This is a genomic window from Prauserella aidingensis (assembly GCF_024171865.1).
In the GTDB taxonomy this organism is placed as follows: Bacteria; Actinomycetota; Actinomycetes; order Mycobacteriales; family Pseudonocardiaceae; genus Prauserella; species Prauserella aidingensis.
The window spans coordinates 1-16570 of the sequence record NZ_JAMTCN010000002.1; the positions used below are offsets into that span (position 1 = coordinate 1).

The following is a 16570-nucleotide window of genomic DNA, read 5'->3' on the forward strand; positions in this document are numbered from 1 at the left end:
CGAAGGCGCCATCGGTGCGTTGTGCGCGACCGCCACGAAAGGATTGCCGACGCTGGCCGACAAGGCCTACCAGGGCGCTGGGATCGGGATCCGCACTCCGTTCAAGAACCCGGCCGATGGCAACATCCTCGATGTCGACAACCGCTGCCACAACATGCTCCTCACCCGACTACGCTGCCTCGGCGAACGCGGCGCCGCCATACTCACCACCCGCTGGAAGACCCTGAACAAGATCACCCTCTGCCCCAGACGCATCGGCGCCATCACCAAAGCCGCACTCGTCCTCACACAGTTCGAACACGACGGACGCTACTGAGAAAACCTCAGAGTAGCGGTCCGCTGTCCGTGTGGGCACAACGGAGGCGCGTTGCGGATTCTTGTACGGATCGTGATTTCGGACATCGCGAGGATTGCAGATTGCACCGCAGAAGAATGTCGTGACGGCGCCGGCCGGCCTGGTGTATCGCGTGGCGAATCCTGTGCCGGAGGTTTCGTGACCAGCGACGACGCTCGATCGGACATCGGTCGCAGAAATGGAGAGGCCCCCGCGCCAGGGGGAGGAACGCGGGGGCCGGAGGGGATCTCCACAGGCGCTGACCGGGGGTGTGTCAGCACGTCGATTGTTACACGATCCGGCCGCGAGTGGCGAGGTTTGTGGATGAAAAAAGCTCACGGGTCGTCATTCGTAGCTTGTGGCCGGTTGCTGTTCCGCGTGGCGGTGCACGAATGATGTCGACATTTTTCCTGCCGCAGGACGGCGTCCCCGCGAGATCTTGCGTGGACGGGTCGAACGTGCGGAGATCGCGCGACGGACGTCGTTTCGGCACGTCCGTACCAGGCGCGGGTGCACTCGTTGCGTGATCGCGAGTTCACTCTGCGGGGGGCTGGGGTTGTGATCGCGGCGTGGCTAGCCTCGGCGCCGAGGTCGGTGTTCTCGATCACCCCTCGATCCGGCGGAGACCCGTGCGCGGGTGGCCGTCCGCGATCCGGCGCAGCCCCTTTGGAGGAGCAATGAGCGGATCTGTGGAAGTGCGGGAGTTTCTCCTTCGGCAGGAAGGAGGACAGTTTGCCGGTGCCGGCGGGTTGCCGGGCCAGCGCTCGGGGCATGCGGACGCGCCACGGGTTTCCGACGATCAGGTGCGCAGGGCGAGAATCGCCGTCGCCTCCGGTGCGCTCGATGCCCAGGACTGCGCCGAGTTGCTCGACATGCTCGGGTTGACCCCCGACGACGACGGCACCACGCCGGTCCAGCGTTAGCGGCCCCGGCGGGTCCGGTGGCTGGTTGTGTGTCCAGGTGCACACCCCCTGGTCGTGCACCTGGACAACACTTGGTCACGCTAATTGCAGGTGGTGGCGGGGGCAAACGGTTGCGACCGGGGCGACGGGCGCCGTTACCGGGTTGGCAGATCCTCGTAGAGCGCTGTTAACCCGACTGCGCCTGACGACCCACGAATGTCGCGGTCCGTGACGGTGTTGTTGCCCGAGGTGAGCGAACCGATCTCGTTGAAACTCACCCGACCGGGTGCCGGCGTCGCGAACTCGCGGAGCGTGGCGGCGTCGCTCCGGTCTTCCCTTCGAGGTCGCAGTGCCAGGCCGCGGTGACAGGCCGCGATGGCAGGCCGCAGTGACAGGTCTCGGCGCGGCTCGGCGGTGGCCTCCGCGGTGGACGTGGTCGTCGACATGGGCCCGTGTGAGACGAGGGCCCGGTGGCGCCGCCCGAGTGTCGGTGCCTCCGGCGGGGCGGCGAGTCGCAGGCCGAACGCCACCCGCGGATCTCACGGCGTTTCCGCAGGTCAGAACCAAAACGCCCCCCGGTGTTTCGGCGGTTCCCCGTGTGCCGTAAAGTAGTCATCGCTCCCGGGGAGACGACCTGGAGAGCGTGGTCGGGTCGGTTATCCGAAACCGGCCGGGCTCCCATCGTCCAGCGGCCTAGGACTCCGCCCTTTCAAGGCGGCAACGCGGGTTCGAATCCCGTTGGGAGTACGCAGTACACTGCAAGTGACGACAACAGAATACCGGCTCGGGTGGCCGACATCGGACTCGAAGCCGGAACACAGCAAGGCCCTGTGGCGCAGTTGGTCAGCGCGCCGCCCTGTCACGGCGGAGGTCGCGGGTTCAAGTCCCGTCAGGGTCGCTCCGAGGAAGCGGGTTCGTCGCACGACGAGCCCGCTTCTTTCGTCTCGGTGGAAGCGCTGCGTATCGACGGAGTGTGCCGGCGTGTCTTCGCGGCGGGGTGGTGGCTACTCGGCGGTGTCACCGGAGTGTCCTTCGTGGCTGCCCGCCCTCGCTGCACGCCGCGCCACGGTCCCTCGGTTCGGTCCCGCGCAACCGGACCCGCCGCGCGGCCCGTTGCGCGCATGCGCTAATGTGTACAGCCGACGGCCAGGTAGCTCAGTTGGTACGAGCGTCCGCCTGAAAAGCGGAAGGTCGCCGGTTCGACCCCGGCCCTGGCCACAACATTGATCAGCGAGAACGGCCCTTGCGAGACTCCTTGCGAGGGCCGTTCTCGCGTGGGGTGGACAGTTCGGACCCTGTGGCAGCCGGCTGAATCATCACGCACGGCGCGTGTGGCCATGGCTGATGCCGAACGGAGCGGTTTGGTGGGCCCGGACGGCGGTCGGCCGGTGGGCTCTGATCGCGCTCACGCACAGCAGCGCTGTATTTCTCTGCTCGGGTGGATGCCGAGCGTCCATGCGGCGCGTGACGCGAGTTGTCAACGGCAGTGATAAAGGTCTACGCGCGTTCTCTACGAAGAAACTCGGTTGCACCTAGCGCAACGGCCTCGATTGCATCGAGGTCATGCCGCGCCGACGAAGGAAGCCGATATTGTCGTGGACATCCTGAGCGTGTGCGGATAATGCACCTATTGCGCCGATCGCAGCGGCAGTCACTGCGCGCTCGGCAGTTGACAGTGCAGCGCAGTCTCGCCTACGTTCACACAACTGATTTGCATAAGGAGCAACACGGCTGCGCGTCACTGTCTTTGATTTCGACTGTGCCCGCCCCGAAGACGGCGCGGTGTCCCGAGACGGACGAGGAGAGGCTCATGATTTTCGGCCGCACCACACGTGGTGAACGGCAGCAGGATCCCGACTATCCGCTCGAAGTGATTCCGCAGTCAGCGCGGCGGTCGCCTGCAGGCTTGTTCGTGCTGCTCGTGAGCTTCTTCTTCTTTACGCCCACGATGCTCGCCGGTGGTCAGACGTCCGTGGGCTTCCGGTTCTCGGACTATCTCGGTCTCGCGCTGATCGCCGCCGCAGTCCTGGCGGTCTACGCGGCGCTGATGGGTGTGATCAGTTCTCGGTCGGGCTTGAGCACGGTACTGATCACGAAGGTCTGCTTGGGGCGCGCCGGTGGCAAGTGGTCGGCCCTGCTGCTCGGGGGGACGCAGGTGGGCTGGTTCGCCGTCACCCTCGCGACCCTCTCCGACCTGATCGGGCGCGCGCTGTCGCTGGAGTACACCTGGCCGTTGGTGCTCGTCTTCGGCGCCGTGACAGCGATGGCCGCTTACCGGGGGGCAAAAGGACTCGAGATGCTCGGGTGGGTAGCCATTCCACTCCTGCTCGCACTGTGCATCTGGGTGACCCAACGTGCCGTCGGTGACATCGGCGGCTGGGGAGAACTGATGGCGACCGAACCGATCACCGAGATCAGCGTCGGCTCGGCTCTCACCGTCCTCATCGGCACCTTCGTGAGCGGGTCCACACAGGTCGGTAACTGGTCACGGTTCTCCCGGACAGACAGGGGCGCCCTCGTCTCGATCTTCGTCGCGGTGATCGTCGCCCAGTACGCGATGTACTTCTTCGGAGGGCTCGGGTCGGCCGCCTACGGCGAGCCGGACTTCGTGCTCGCTCTCTACGAAATGGGTCTCGTCGTGGCAGGCGCGGGATTGTTGCTCGTGGCGCTGTGGACGACCAACGAGAACACCGCTTACGCCTTCGGTGTCGCCGGTTCCGAACTCTTCTCGGTGAACGACAAGCGACCGTTCGTCGCGGGCGGCGCGGCGTTGGGTGTGGTGTTTGCGCTCACCGGCATCTACGAATCGCTGTCGACGTTCCTGGTCCTGCTCGGCACCCTCGTTCCGCCGTTGGGCGGAGCGATCATGGGGCAGTTCTACCTTGTCTGGCGTGGACGGCTGCCGCGCCGGCATCTGACCCGCACCGGCGGCCTTACCGGCCTGCCTGCGGTGCGGGTCAGCTGTTTCGTCGCCTACTTGCTCGGTACCGCGACGGCGAGCGCGGGCTCGGTGTTCGACTTCGGCATACCTGCTGTGCAAGGCATCGTCGTCGCAGCTGTCTCCGCCCCACTGTGCCACTTGTTGTTGGCCCGGCGGTCCGGCCGGACTCCCGACGACGATGCCTCCGGGTCGTTCGCGGACGGCCCGACACCACGTACGACCGAGCAGAAGGCAGGAGATTGATATGCCCGGCGAGTTTACCTGGCCCACCGGAATGCGGGCGGCTGCGGCGTTCACCTTCGATCTGGACGCGGAGTCGTGCGCGCTGGCGGCCGACCGGTCGAACCACGATCGCATGTCGCTGATGTCTCACCAGTCCTACGGCCCGCAGGTCGCGGTGCCGCGCCTGTTGGAGATCCTGGCACGCCAAGACGTCACGGCGACATTCTTCGTGCCCGGGCTCAGCGCCGAGATGTACCCGGACACCGTGCGCCGGATCGTCGATGCCGGACACGAGGTCGCGCACCACGGCTATACCCACGAGCCCATGGGTTCGCTGACTCGCAGCCAAGAGGCGCGGGTGCTCGACCGTGGCCTCGAGGCGCTTGACGCGGTCGCCGGTGTGCGGCCGGTCGGCTATCGCGCACCGTGGTGGGAGTTGAACTGGCACACTCCCGAGCTGTTGCTGGAACGTGGTTTCCGCTACGACTCGAGCCTGCTCGACGGCGACCGTCCGTACGCCATGGGATGTCCCGATTCCGATGCGACGGGCTCCCTTGTGGAGATTCCGGTCGACTGGGCGCTGGACGACTGGGAACAGTACGCATTCTATCCGGGCTGGACGGGCAGTGGGGTCATCGAGTCGCCCGTCAAGGCGAAGGAGATGTGGTTTCTCGAAGCCCAGGCCATGCATCGCGAGAACGGCTGCTTCGTACTGACGAACCACCCGTTCCTCAGTGGCCGGCCGGGCCGTGCACAGCAGCTCGAAGAACTGATCGAACGGACGAAGGCGCTGCCCGGAATGTGGGTCACCACCCTGGAGAGGATCGCGGAACACACCGCGTCCCTCGGCCTCCCGACTTATCGGCATCGCCGGATGTCGGCGGAGCAGGTTCGCGATGTCTTCTCCCACGTCGACGAATGACCGCGCCCGCGCCCGAGTCGAGCAATCACCCGGTGGACCACGAGTATATCACGAAAGGAAATATCGATGAGCGCCGACCTCGAACGTCTCAAGATCATCCACAATGGATCGAAGGAGAAGCGGACTTTCTCCGATGCCGAGATGGAGCACAGGGTCGCGACACTGCGCAAGATCATGGCCGAGGACGGCGTCGACGTCGCGCTGCTGACGTCGTACCACAATGTCAAGTACTACTCCGACTTTCTCTACACCTCGTTCGGCCGCAACTACGCCTATGTCGTCACGGCCGACGACGCCTTCACGGTGTCGGCCAACATCGACGCGGGTATGCCGTGGCGCAGGACCTACGGTGACAACCTCGTCTACACCGACTGGCATCGCGACAACTATGTCCACGTGATCAGGGAGACGCTGCGCTCGCGGGGTGTCGCGGTCAAGCGGATCGGTGTCGAGGACGACACACTCCCGCTGCAGCTGCGTGACAAGTTCCAGGCCGCGTTCTCGGACGCCACTCTCACGGATATCTCACAGGCGACGATGAAACAGCGGATGGTGAAGTCGCCCGAGGAGATCGAGGTCATCAAGCACGGTGCACGCATCGCCGACCTCGGGGGTGAGGCAGTGAGGGGTGCCGTCGCCGCCGGGGTGACCGAGTACGAAGTCGCGCTGGCCGGGACCGAAGCCATGGTGCACGAGATCGCTCGCACGTTCCCGCACAGCGAGATCCGGGACACCTGGGTGTGGTTCCAGTCGGGCATCAACACCGACGGCGCCCACAACTGGCCGACCACGCGAACTCTCCGTGACGGGGACATCCTCAGCCTCAACTGCTTCCCGATGACCTCCGGCTACTACACGGCGTTGGAACGGACGCTTTTCCTGGGCGAACCCGACGCTCGATCCCTGGAGCTGTGGAACGTCAATGTGGAGGCCCACCGCCGTGGACTTGAGCTGATTCGCCCCGGCGTCAGCTGCGGCGAGATCGCGCGCACGCTGAACGAGCTCTACGTTTCCCACGACCTGCTCGCGAACCGCACGTTCGGCTACGGGCACTCGTTCGGCGTGCTCAGCCACTACTACGGCCGCGAGGCCGGTTTGGAGTTGCGCGAGGACATCGAAACGGTGCTGGAGCCGGGAATGGTCGTGTCGATGGAGCCGATGATCATGGTGCCGGAAGGGCAACCGGGCGCGGGTGGCTACCGTGAGCACGACATCCTGGTCGTGACCGAGAACGGTGCGGAGAACATCACGGGGTTCCCATTCGGACCCGAACACAACATCATCCGCGGATGACCGTAGCGCCTGCCCCGGGCTCTCTCGACCTGTGGCGCGGGGCAGGCCGGGTCCCTCCACGGCCCGTTCGAGTGGAAGAGATCATGGCACTATGAACGATTTCGCGGACGCGGGCGAGCGGGCCGGTTCCGACGGCCGGGGTATGTCGGTGCTGCTCAACGGCATCGCCGTGTTGGGAGCCTTCAGCAGCGAAGAGCCACAACTGGGTGTCACCGGGATCGCCACCAAGGTGGGGCTTCACAAGAGTACGGTGTCGCGAATCCTGGCGACCTTGGAACAAGCAGGTCTCGTCGAACGAGACGAGCTGTCCCGGCGATTCCGGCTCGGACTTGGTGTGCTCGCGCTTGCTGGGCCGCTGCTCGGCGATCTCGACGTCCGGCGCGCCGCCTACCCCGTGCTGGCGGACCTCAGCCTTCGCACCGGCGAGACAGCGGCGTTGATGGTGTGGAACGAGCCCGAAGCCGTTTGTGTGGAGGAGGTTTCCAGTCCACGACAGGTCAAGCACACCACTCCCCTCGGCACGCGGTACAACACGGCTGCCAGTTCGTCCGTCCAGGTCTTCTGTGCGGCCGTGGACGAGAACCGGGTGCGCGGCCTGCTGGCACAGGGCTCGCTGCGTTCCGCGGGTGCCGACGATTGGACCGTGGACCGCTATCTCACTCGACTGAGTGAAGTGCGTGAGCTCGGCTACGCCGTCAACTACGGCGAGACGTCCATGGAGGAAGTCGGGGTCTCGGCAGCGGTCCATGACCATCGTGGCAACCAGGCCGCAGCCGTGTTGCTCTCGGCGCCTCGGTTCCGTGTGTCCCGGGACCAGCTCGATGCCTATGGCGACACGGTGCGGGAGGCCGCTGCCACGATTACGGCTCGCTTGGGCGGCGCATGACGGGGATTCGGTCGGTGATCGATTCGACCCGGGCCGCTGTGTTTCCGGTCACCACTGTTGCGCGCGGGTGTCAGTACGCTCACCGGGGAGGACGAGCAGAGAGGGAGCCCGCCTGGTGAGCACCGACCACGCGCCCAGCACGCACGAGCGCAGCTACTACCAGCGCATCGACGACCGGCGGTACAAGCCGACCCCGCACACCGGCGGCGCGTGGAACCCGGACGAACAACACTTCAGTCCCCTCGGCGGCCTCATCACCCACGCCATCGAGCGTGACCGCGACGAACGCGGCAGCGCGCTCGCCATCTCCCGGCTCAGTTTCGACATCCTCGGCAAGCTGGCGCTCGACGAATGCGACATCCGCGTCGACGTGATCCGCCCCGGCCGGACGATCGAACTGGTCGAAGCCGTCGCCGACATCGGTGGCCGCACCGCGGTCCGCGCGCGGGCCTGGCTGCTGGCACCCGGAGACACGACGTCCGTCGCAGGCGGGGACGGCGCGCCGCTCACCCCGCCGGGCGAGCTGGAACCCTGGCGGATGTCCGAGCTGTGGTCCGGCGGCTACATCTCCTCGCTCGACGCTCGGCCGGTGTCGTCGCCGCAACCGGGCCGCGCCGCCGTCTGGATCTCGTCCGATTCGGACCTCGTCGCGGGTGAAGCGGCCGAACCGTGCGCCTCGTTCGTGACGCACGTCGACGCGGCCAACGGAATCGCCGTCCGCAGGCCGCCGAACGAGTGGATGTTCCCGAACGTCGACTTGACCATCCACCTCCACCGGACACCCGCGCCCGGGTGGACGGGCCTCGACACCACCGTCACCTTCGGCCCCGACGGCCGCGGCATCACGAGCACCGCGCTGCACGACACCCACGGTCATGTCGGCCACGCGCAGCAGATCCTCACCGTCCGGCCCCTGTGACACCGCGGCTCGCATCGCACGTGCAACCTCCGGACGCGTCCGGCCCGTCCTGACAGGGAGTCCGCGCACAACGGCGCGGGTCGACATCGCGAGGGGGCTGCGATGAGAACTGTCGGGAACGTTTCGAGAACCGTCGGCATGGCGACGGCCGTACTGCTCGGCGGCGCGCTGGTCACTCCGGCCGTGGCGATGGCAGGCCACGACCGCGACACTCCTGAACCGGCGGCTGCGGGCACGTCGGCGGCCGCGGATTCGGCGTCGGTACAGGCCGACATCGACGGCGACGGCGGTCCGGAGTTGATCACCGTGCGCGAACGGGGCGACCACCGGGTGGTGTCGGCCCGATTCGCCGACCATTCCTATGTGGAGTCCGCATTTCCCTCGGACACGGCGGGTCGGCTGCACCTCGACCCACGGGTGGCCGACCTCGGCAGGGACGGCACCCAGGAGCTCGTCGTCACGACCGCCACGGGTGCCAACACGCTGACCTTCGCCGCGTTCACGTACGTTCCCGGACAGGGCCTCGTACGCGTGACCGATGCCGGCGGCGAACCGTTCACCTTCCACGACGGCGGCGGCGCGACGGCCCTGGCCTCGTACGCCTGCCACGAACCCGGTGCAGGCGACGCGACCTTCACCACGGTCCGCGCGCAGCGCACCGACGAGGGACTCGACGGGGTGCGCACGCGCTACGCCGTCCACGGCGACACGGTCGTCCCGCGTGGACAGACCGTGTTCCACGACGTCGCCGACGACGCACCGGTCGTACAGGCCGACCCGGACAGCTGCTCCCCGACGTGACCGCGGCGTCCGGTCACGCCGGGTCAGCGCTCGCGCCTGCGCGAGAAGAACGTGGCGGCCAGCGGACCCGGTTCGTCGTCCGTGGTCGTCGCGACCGGTGGTGCCACCTGCTGCACGGTTGTCGTCTCCGGTGACGACGTGGTGGGCTGCTGCGTCGTCGGCGGTGGCGCGTCGGTGCTCGTGGGGCCGGGGGTGGTCGTCGGGCCGGGCGTGGGCTGGGGCGTGGTCGTCGGTTCCGGCTCAGGCGGTTCGACTTCGACGGTGATCCCGGCGCCGCCGACCTCGTTGCCGTCGGCGTCGAACACCGTGTACGTGGCGTGCGCCGCGCCGCTGAACGTATCCGAGGGCGTGAACGTCACCGTGCCGTCGTCGCCGACGGCCCACTCGCCGCCTGCCGGGTCTCCCGGCGTCACCTCGACGCGGCCGCCCTCGGGCACGTTGCCGTCGTTGTCGAGCACGGCGATGTCGATCGGGGTGCCGGAGGAGGTGATCGCCGCGTCGTCCACGGCCTTGAACTCCGGCGGAGGAGGCGTGTCGGCGACGACGTTCCAGTTCCAGCGCACCTGGCCGCTGGTGCCCTGCGCTTCGTTGCCGGTCTCGCACGGCATCTCGACGGTGAAAGTGAAGATCCCGGTCGCTTCGCCCGGCTGGAGGACGACATCCTCCCAGTCCTCGAGTCCCAGCACGAGGAACGGCGCGATCGTCCCCGTGGCCTCGGCGCCGGTGTAGGTGACGGCTGTGGGCACATCGGTGTCGTTGATGATCTGTCCCGTCAACGTGGCCCGGGCACAGGGCACCATGCCGCCGATGCCGAACGACGTCGTCCAGCCCGGCCCGCCCACGGCGCTGAGCGCCGGAGACAATGGCGCCGGAGACAAAGGGGCCGGTGACCAATGGGGCCGGCGACCGGTGGAGGCGGAATGAGCAATCTCGAGGCAGCGCCCGAGGAGCTGACGTGCACGTCGGCGCCGAACGACCGTGGGCGCGTGCTCGAACCGCGCAGCGTGCCGCTCGGCGGTCCGCGCGCGATGCCGGTACGTCGCACGCTGCCGCAGCGTGCGCAGTCGCTCATCGGCGCCTGGTGCTTCGTCGACCACTACGGTCCCGACGACGTGTCGGCCACCGGCGGCATGCGCGTCGCGGGCCACCCCCATACCGGGCTCCAGACGGTGTCCTGGCTGTTCCGCGGTGAGATCGAACATCGCGACACGACCGGCGTCCACGCCTGCGTCCGGCCCGGCGAGGTCAACCTGATGACCGCGGGAACCGGCATCGCGCACTCGGAGTTCTCCACCCCCGACACGAGTGTGCTGCACGGCGTGCAGCTGTGGCTGGCGCTGCCCGAGACGGCCCGGTCCACCGCGCCGGGTTTCGAGCACTACGCGCCGCCCACGGTCGACGTCGACGGCGCGCGCATCCTCGTCTTCCTCGGCTCGCTCGCCGGGCAGACCTCACCGGTGCACACGTTCACCCCGCTGCTCGGAGCCGAGATCACGCTGCCGGCAGGCCGGGAGCTGCGGCTGGACGTCGACCCGGCGTTCGAACACGGCGTGCTGGTCGACCACGGAACGGTCGGCACGGCCGGGGTGACCGCCGACGCGGGCAGGCTCGTCCACCAGCCCGTCGGTGCGGACACGGTGGTACTGCGCGCCGAGGCGGACGCACGCGTGCTGTTGCTCGGCGGCGAACCGCTGGGCGAGCAGATCGTCATGTGGTGGAACTTCGTCGGCCGTTCCCACGACGAGATCGCCGAGTACCGCCGCGAATGGGAACGGGAGCGCACGTCGCGCACGCCGGGCCGGTTCGGCGCCATGCCCGCCGAGTGGGCGGAGACCATTCCCGCACCCGAGCTGCCGAACGTGCGCCTGCGCCCGAGGGAGTAGTGCCGACCAGCCGGTCAGGGCCTGAGAGGCGGAGTGGTGAGAGGCCGAGTGGTCAGAGGCCGAACCGCGTGCGCTGCGCCTCCGGTACGAGGTCGAGGTAGTCCTCGTGCTTGGCGATGAAGTCCCGCACGAACGGACAGTGCGGCAGGACGTCCAGTCCCTGCCCGCGCGCGTCGTCCAGCGCGTACCGGATCAGCTCGCTCGCGAGGCCGCGGCCCCCGTACGCCTCGCCGATCTCGGTGTGCAGGAACGCGACGGTGTCGTCGCGTCGCCGGTACTCCGCCATCCCCGCACGTTCGCCGTCGACGTGGATCTCGTATCGCCGGTCGTCCGGGTTGTCGGTGACCTTCGTGCTCATCGCCGTCCTTCCGCCGCGTACCCCGAGCCGATGCCCGGGTTCCCGCCCCAGCCTGACACGACTCGGCCCGTACCCCGCGCGTGTTGCGGTTTCCGGGGGCCGTGTTGCGGCTTCGGGGGCGCGTGTTGCAGTTCCCAGGGGCCGTGGTGCGGACTCGGGGGACCTGGCCGCTGGACGTGGTCAGCCTTCGACGAACCGGGCCAGGACGGTCGCCTCGTAGCGCACGGCGTCGGCAGCCTCCCGTTGTCCGAGCTCGTCGTACTGTGCCGCGTTGGCCCGCCGTTCCGCGACGGCCTCCCGCACGATGGCCGCGACGTCGTCGGCCGTCAGCTCCCGCCGGGCGACGTCGGCTGCGCCGACCCCGGACACGGCCCCCGCGACGTTCTCCGATCCCGCATCAGGAGCGGCATGGGCCGGGACTGCCTCGGCGTTGTCGATCGCGCCGAGTGCGGAGCGCAACGCCGCCGTCGCGCCCTTGTCCTTGGCCTTCATGGCATCTTTCAGCGCCGTTCGCATGGCGGTCCGAAGTGCCGTCGTCTGTTCCGTCACCGGCGCAACGTAACAACGCCGCGCCCCGGCCCGCTTCCCGTTTTCGGTGCAACACGGCACCCCGAATCCGCAACACGAGCCCCGGGATCCGCAACACGGGGCCCCGGAACCGCAACACGGGGTCGTCGGGTCAGTCGCGCAGTTGGCGTCGCAGGAGTTTGCCGGTGACGGTCTTGGGCAGTTCGTCGCGGATCTCCACCCGCCGCGGGTATTTGTACGCCGCCATGCGCTCCTTGCAGAAGGCGACGAGCTCGTCGGGTTCGACGGAACGGCCGGGCCGCAGGCTGACGAACGCCTTCACCGTCTCGCCGCGGTACTCGTCCGGCACGCCCACGACCGCGGCCTCGCGCACGGCGTCGTGCTCGTACAGCACGTCCTCGACCTCGCGGGGCCACACCTTGTAGCCCCCGGCGTTGATCTGGTCCTTCTTCCTGTCGACGAGGTAGAACCAGCCGTCGGCGTCCATGTAGCCGACGTCGCCGGTGTGCAGCTCGCCGCCGGGGAGGGCGTTCGCCGTCTCCTCGGGTTTGTTCCAGTAGCCGGGCACGACCTGCGGGCCGGACGTCACGAGCTCGCCGACCTCGCCCGGAGGCAGGTCGCGCCCGTCGTCGCCGACGACGCGCACCACGGTGTCGAACACCGGCACGCCCACGGACAGCGCGCCCGACGTCGGGTCGACCGGCGCGTCGGCACCCCTGGGCACGCCGTGTGACGGCGACGTGGTCTCGGTGAGGCCGTAGACGTTGTTGATGTAGTGGCCGAACGTCTCCTGGAACGCCTTCACGGTGCTCGGCGGGATCGGGGCGCCGCCGGAGTAGACGTTCGTCAGGCCGGCCAGCGCGTCCTTCTCGGCGTTCGGCGCGTTCATCAACGCGATGAACACCGTGATCGAACCGGCGGCGAACGTGACCCGCTCGTCCCGGATCGTCTCGATCGTCACCTCCGGGTCGAACCGGTACAGCAGCACCAGCGGAGCCCCGGTGAGCAGGGACAACGCGACATGACCGATCAGGCCCGTGATGTGGAACAGCGGTGCGACACCCAGAACGACGTCGCCCGAGTCGATGCCGATCCAGGCGCGGAAGGTCTGCGCGTTGAACACCACGTTCCGGTGGGTGTTCATCGCGCCCTTGGGCGGCCCGGTCGTGCCGGAGGTGTAGGTCAGGAGGGCCACGTCGTCGGGCTGCAGTCGCACCGCAGGAGGCGCGCTACCCCGGAACCGCTCGAGCATCGTCGACATGTCGATGGTGCCGTCGCAGTCGACGCGTTCGATCCCGCCGAGCACGCGCTGGTCGCCGCGTGTCTGGTACTCGAGCTCCGACGTCGTGATCACGGTGCGCACCTCGGTGCGTGGCAGCACGGAGCTCGCCACGTCGCGGTACAGCCCTTCCAGGCACATCAGCACGCTCGCACCCGAGTCGGACAGGATGAGTTCGAGCTCCCGCTCGCGGTTCATCGGGTTGACCGACACCGCGATACCGCCCGCCTTCCATGTGCCGAGCTGGGCGATGACGAACTGCGGCACGTTCTGCGCGTAGATCGCGACCCGCTCGCCCGCCGTGAACCCCGTGTCGGCGAGGCCCGCGGCGAACGCGTCGGACAGCTCGTCCAGTTCCTGCGCGCTGATGCGGCCGTCGAAGTAGCGGATCGCGTCGCCGTCGGGATCGCGGGCGACCGTGGCCGCGAACATGTCCACCGTGTTGTCGAACTCGACCGTGAGCCCGCTCGGCAACCCCTCGGGGTAGAGCGCGAGCCACGGTTTCTCGTCGTAGACGCCCATGAGCTCAGCGGATGGCGATGGGGTTGACGGGCGAGCCGGTGCCCTGCACGACCTCGAGTGGGGCGGCGGCGTACAGGAAGCTCCACCGGCCGTCGCGGGCGCAGGCCTCACCGAGGACGTCGCGCATCGCAGGTGCTTCGGTCATCGGTCAGCTCCTTTGCCGCCGTCTGCCAATGCCGGCCGATGGTGCGGCCGCCCGTGATCAGGTGTCAAGGTTGGACAGTCGGCGCGGGCATCACCGCGTGACAGCGGTTTTCCGCCGTGTGAGGGAGAATCGGCGTACGCCCCGGATCCCACGGTGACCGCTCGTGCAGCGATTCGCAGGCGCGGTGGTGGCGATGCCGACCGTGCGTACCTGTCGACGCTGCGATCGGGTCGCGTTGCGCGAGGTGGTCGAGTTCGCGGGCCGCGTCAGCTCGTCAGTCGGGCCTCGAGTGCGGTGAGGTCGGCCTTCGACAGGCCGCCGTCGAGCAGGAAGTCGGGCATCCGCAGGTGCGAGACCGTGGCGGCTATCGACTCCTCGATCGTGGTGCCGTGGTCGGTGAGGAGTGCAGTGACGGCGGTGAGCTGGTCCCTCGCGCCCATCGCGTCGAAGCGGGGTTGCAGGCGCACGTAGCTCAGCAGGTGGTCGTCGCAGATCTCGTCGGTCGTGGCACCGGCGAACGTGAGCAGTACGAGCGCCACGAGCCCGGTCCTGTCCTTGCCGCCCGCGCAGTGGATCGCCACGCCACCGGGAGGGGCCGTCGCCACGGCACGGACCGCGGCGACGACGGCGTGGGCGTGCTCGTCGAGCATCGCGGTGTAGTGCAGCGGGGAGGCGAGTCCGTCGATGCGCTGCCAGCGGTCGTGGAACGGGGTGCCGACAGGTTCCACCGGCACGCGGACCGTCGTCATGCCGCCGGGTCGGGGCGTCGCGTCGGGTGTGCGCTCGCAGGGGTCGCGAAGATCCACGATCGTGCGAACGCCGTGTTTCCACGCGGCCGTCCACCCCGCACCGGTGAGCGTCGACGGTTCGTCCATGCGGACGACGGCACCCGGTGAGATACGGCCGAGCCCGCCCAGGTCGCGCACGTTGACACAGCCGTCCCAGGTGAGGTTCCTGTCGTAGGCAACGCCGTTGGTCATATGCGGGGGACGCGCGGCACCGGGTGGGGGTTGAGTGCGTGCGGGTCGAGTGGACGGCTCACGGCGTGGCCTGCAGCAACCGCGGTGACACGGCGAAGCTCCGGCGCTCGTACGCGGTGACGGCACGTTCGCTCGAATGCACCGTCACCCATTCGAGGTCCAGCTCCCGCGCGCGGGCCAGCACCGCCTCGATGAGCCGGTCGCCGTGGCCCGCCGACCGGTGCTCCGGCTCGACGTAGACACATTGCAGATCGCCCACCATCCGGTCGGTCGACCGCGGTGACGGGACCCGCGGTTGCAGCGCCAGCCACGCCATACCGATGACCTCGTCGGCCAGGACCACGACCAGCGGGTGATGCGTATCGGTGTGCGCTCGCGCCCACGAGACGAACGCGGCCGCGAACTCGTCCCTCGTCGTGGTCGGTTCGTCCCCGCGGTCGATCACCCAGCGCCAGCGCATACCTGCCAGGAGGGGCAGTTCGTCGTCCCGGGCGGTGCGGATGGTCGATTCGTTCATGGGCCGCATTCTGTCGGAAACCGGAATTGTCGGCCGCCGCACGTAGCGTCGCGGGAACAGCGACGGGTGGAGCCGAGGAGGGGCGGTCGTGACGGACGATGCACGGGCGGACGGTGACAAGACGGACGGTGCAGGGGGCGACGGTGCGGGGGTGCACGCCGGCGGACCCGGGCACGGAGGAACCGCACGCGGCGGACAGCCGGCCGGCCGGAACCTGCACGGCAAGGTGGCACTGGTGGCCGGCGCGACGCGCGGTGCAGGTCGGGGCATTGCCGCGGCGCTCGGTGAGGCGGGCGCGACGGTGATCTGCACCGGCCGCAGCTCCCGCGCGGGCAATGCGGCGTCGGACTACGACCGTTCCGAGACGATCGAGGAGACCGCGGAACTGGTCACCTCGCTGGGCGGCACGGGTGTACCCGCCGTGGTCGACCACCTCGAACACGACCGGGTGCGCGCGCTCGCCGACCGGGTCCGCGGCGAGTTCGGTCACCTCGACGTACTGGTCAACGACATCTGGGGCGGCGAGGAACTGGTGGGCGACCCGGCGCAGTGGGACACCCCGATCTGGCGCCTGGACCTCGACGCCGGGCTGCGCATGCTGCGACTCGCCGTCGAGACACACCTGGTGACGTCGCATTTCCTGCTGCCGCTGCTCGTCGAACGTCCGGGCAGCCTGCTCGTCGAGGTCACCGACGGCACCACGGAGATCAACGCCTCGTCCTACCGGATCTCGGTGTTCTACGACCTCGCGAAGGCGTCGGTGAACCGGCTCGCCTTCTCGCAGGGACACGAACTCGCGGAGTACGGGGCGACAGCCGTCGCGGTCACGCCGGGGTGGCTGCGCTCGGAGATGATGCTCGAGCACTTCGGCGTCACGGAGGACACCTGGCGCGACGCACTGAACCCCGAACGTGCCGACGGACCGGTCGCACCCGCGGACTTCGCCACCTCCGAGACGCCGAGGTTCGTCGGCCGCGGCATCGCCGCTCTGGCCGCCGACCCCGAGCGTGCCCGCTGGAACCAGAGATCCGTCACCGCGGGCGACCTGGCGCGCGAATACGGCGTCACCGACCTCGACGGCACGCAGCCCGACGCCTGGGCACGGTGGTGACATCGACAGGGACGCCGCGTCGCGGGC

The 16570-nt window shown here is 68.6% G+C and carries 17 protein-coding genes and 3 tRNA genes; 13 read left to right on the forward strand and 7 right to left on the reverse strand.

The genetic code is table 11. The features are described from left to right. From LY13_RS01960 to LY13_RS02010, 11 genes are all read left to right on the forward strand, one after another. Window positions 1-316, forward strand: a 316-nt coding sequence (locus LY13_RS01960) for a transposase family protein (RefSeq protein ID WP_253826397.1), incomplete at its 5' end; no start/stop codon positions are given. A 695-nt stretch (window positions 317-1011) separates the two neighbouring features. Next, complete coding sequence (locus LY13_RS01965; RefSeq protein ID WP_253826398.1) at window positions 1012-1257, forward strand: hypothetical protein; 246 nt, start codon at window positions 1012-1014, stop codon at window positions 1255-1257. 653 nt (window positions 1258-1910) lie between these two features. Further along, window positions 1911-1983 (forward strand) — tRNA-Glu (locus LY13_RS01970). A 77-nt stretch (window positions 1984-2060) separates the two neighbouring features. After that, window positions 2061-2134: transfer RNA gene (locus LY13_RS01975), tRNA-Asp, on the forward strand. 246 nt (window positions 2135-2380) lie between these two features. Continuing rightward, a tRNA-Phe gene (locus LY13_RS01980) sits at window positions 2381-2454 on the forward strand. 457 nt (window positions 2455-2911) lie between these two features. After that, window positions 2912-4420 (forward strand): cytosine permease, encoded by a 1509-nt coding sequence (locus tag LY13_RS01985; protein WP_253826399.1) that lies wholly within the window; start codon window positions 2912-2914, stop codon window positions 4418-4420. Window position 4421: 1 nt separating this feature from the next. Continuing rightward, a complete protein-coding gene (locus LY13_RS01990) occupies window positions 4422-5321 on the forward strand; it encodes a polysaccharide deacetylase family protein (RefSeq protein WP_253826400.1) in 900 nt (299 codons plus the stop codon). Window positions 5322-5387: 66 nt separating this feature from the next. Further along, window positions 5388-6614 (forward strand): M24 family metallopeptidase, encoded by a 1227-nt coding sequence (locus LY13_RS01995; protein ID WP_253826401.1) that lies wholly within the window; start codon window positions 5388-5390, stop codon window positions 6612-6614. A gap of 91 nt (window positions 6615-6705) precedes the next feature. Further along, window positions 6706-7500, forward strand: coding sequence for an IclR family transcriptional regulator (locus tag LY13_RS02000; RefSeq protein WP_253826403.1), 795 nt, complete (start codon window positions 6706-6708; stop codon window positions 7498-7500). Window positions 7501-7615: 115 nt separating this feature from the next. After that, complete coding sequence (locus LY13_RS02005) at window positions 7616-8419, forward strand: thioesterase family protein (protein WP_253826404.1); 804 nt, start codon at window positions 7616-7618, stop codon at window positions 8417-8419. Window positions 8420-8557: 138 nt separating this feature from the next. Next, window positions 8558-9220 (forward strand): hypothetical protein, encoded by a 663-nt coding sequence (locus tag LY13_RS02010; RefSeq protein ID WP_253826405.1) that lies wholly within the window; start codon window positions 8558-8560, stop codon window positions 9218-9220. Window positions 9221-9243: 23 nt separating this feature from the next. Here the strand turns inward: LY13_RS02010 and LY13_RS02015 are convergent, their stop codons facing one another. Beyond that, window positions 9244-10062: an Ig-like domain-containing protein gene (locus LY13_RS02015; protein ID WP_253826406.1), complete on the reverse strand. Its 819-nt coding sequence runs from the start codon at window positions 10060-10062 to the stop codon at window positions 9244-9246. A 78-nt stretch (window positions 10063-10140) separates the two neighbouring features. On the opposite strand from LY13_RS02015, the gene LY13_RS02020 reads away from it, so the two are divergent. Beyond that, on the forward strand, window positions 10141-11103 hold the full coding sequence (locus LY13_RS02020; RefSeq protein ID WP_253826407.1) for a pirin family protein: 963 nt from the start codon (window positions 10141-10143) through the stop codon (window positions 11101-11103). Between the two features lie 52 nt (window positions 11104-11155). Here LY13_RS02020 and LY13_RS02025 read toward each other — a convergent pair whose 3' ends face one another. From LY13_RS02025 to LY13_RS02050, 6 genes are all read right to left on the reverse strand, one after another. Beyond that, the gene (locus LY13_RS02025) at window positions 11156-11461 is read right to left on the reverse strand and encodes a GNAT family N-acetyltransferase (RefSeq protein ID WP_253826408.1); all 306 of its coding nucleotides are present in this window, start codon (window positions 11459-11461) and stop codon (window positions 11156-11158) included. 180 nt (window positions 11462-11641) lie between these two features. After that, window positions 11642-12010, reverse strand: coding sequence for a GatB/YqeY domain-containing protein (locus LY13_RS02030; RefSeq protein ID WP_253826410.1), 369 nt, complete (start codon window positions 12008-12010; stop codon window positions 11642-11644). Between the two features lie 130 nt (window positions 12011-12140). Then, window positions 12141-13790, reverse strand: a complete 1650-nt coding sequence (locus tag LY13_RS02035; RefSeq protein ID WP_253826411.1) for a class I adenylate-forming enzyme family protein — start codon at window positions 13788-13790, stop codon at window positions 12141-12143. A gap of 4 nt (window positions 13791-13794) precedes the next feature. Next, window positions 13795-13935 (reverse strand): hypothetical protein, encoded by a 141-nt coding sequence (locus LY13_RS02040; RefSeq protein ID WP_253826412.1) that lies wholly within the window; start codon window positions 13933-13935, stop codon window positions 13795-13797. A gap of 266 nt (window positions 13936-14201) precedes the next feature. After that, window positions 14202-14915, reverse strand: a complete 714-nt coding sequence (locus tag LY13_RS02045; protein WP_253826414.1) for a tyrosine-protein phosphatase — start codon at window positions 14913-14915, stop codon at window positions 14202-14204. A gap of 58 nt (window positions 14916-14973) precedes the next feature. Next, window positions 14974-15432 (reverse strand): GNAT family N-acetyltransferase, encoded by a 459-nt coding sequence (locus LY13_RS02050; RefSeq protein ID WP_253826415.1) that lies wholly within the window; start codon window positions 15430-15432, stop codon window positions 14974-14976. Between the two features lie 214 nt (window positions 15433-15646). Between LY13_RS02050 and LY13_RS02055 the strand changes: the two genes are divergently transcribed. Continuing rightward, the gene (locus LY13_RS02055; protein WP_253826766.1) at window positions 15647-16543 is read left to right on the forward strand and encodes an SDR family oxidoreductase; all 897 of its coding nucleotides are present in this window, start codon (window positions 15647-15649) and stop codon (window positions 16541-16543) included. The last annotated feature ends 27 nt before the right edge of the window (window positions 16544-16570 follow it).

Excerpts from the sequence above, each read along its gene's own strand:
- LY13_RS02025 (WP_253826408.1), bottom strand. The coding sequence starts at position 11,461 with ATGAGCACGAAGGTCACCGACAACCCGGACGACCGGCGATACGAGATC.
- LY13_RS01965 (WP_253826398.1), top strand. The coding sequence starts at position 1,012 with ATGAGCGGATCTGTGGAAGTGCGGGAGTTTCTCCTTCGGCAGGAAGGA.
- LY13_RS02050 (WP_253826415.1), bottom strand. The coding sequence starts at position 15,432 with ATGAACGAATCGACCATCCGCACCGCCCGGGACGACGAACTGCCCCTC.
- LY13_RS02035 (WP_253826411.1), bottom strand. The coding sequence starts at position 13,790 with ATGGGCGTCTACGACGAGAAACCGTGGCTCGCGCTCTACCCCGAGGGG.
- LY13_RS01995 (WP_253826401.1), top strand. The coding sequence starts at position 5,388 with ATGAGCGCCGACCTCGAACGTCTCAAGATCATCCACAATGGATCGAAG.
- LY13_RS02010 (WP_253826405.1), top strand. The coding sequence starts at position 8,558 with ATGGCGACGGCCGTACTGCTCGGCGGCGCGCTGGTCACTCCGGCCGTG.
- LY13_RS02020 (WP_253826407.1), top strand. The coding sequence starts at position 10,141 with ATGAGCAATCTCGAGGCAGCGCCCGAGGAGCTGACGTGCACGTCGGCG.
- LY13_RS02045 (WP_253826414.1), bottom strand. The coding sequence starts at position 14,915 with ATGACCAACGGCGTTGCCTACGACAGGAACCTCACCTGGGACGGCTGT.
- LY13_RS01990 (WP_253826400.1), top strand. The coding sequence starts at position 4,422 with ATGCCCGGCGAGTTTACCTGGCCCACCGGAATGCGGGCGGCTGCGGCG.
- LY13_RS02040 (WP_253826412.1), bottom strand. The coding sequence starts at position 13,935 with ATGACCGAAGCACCTGCGATGCGCGACGTCCTCGGTGAGGCCTGCGCC.
- LY13_RS02000 (WP_253826403.1), top strand. The coding sequence starts at position 6,706 with ATGAACGATTTCGCGGACGCGGGCGAGCGGGCCGGTTCCGACGGCCGG.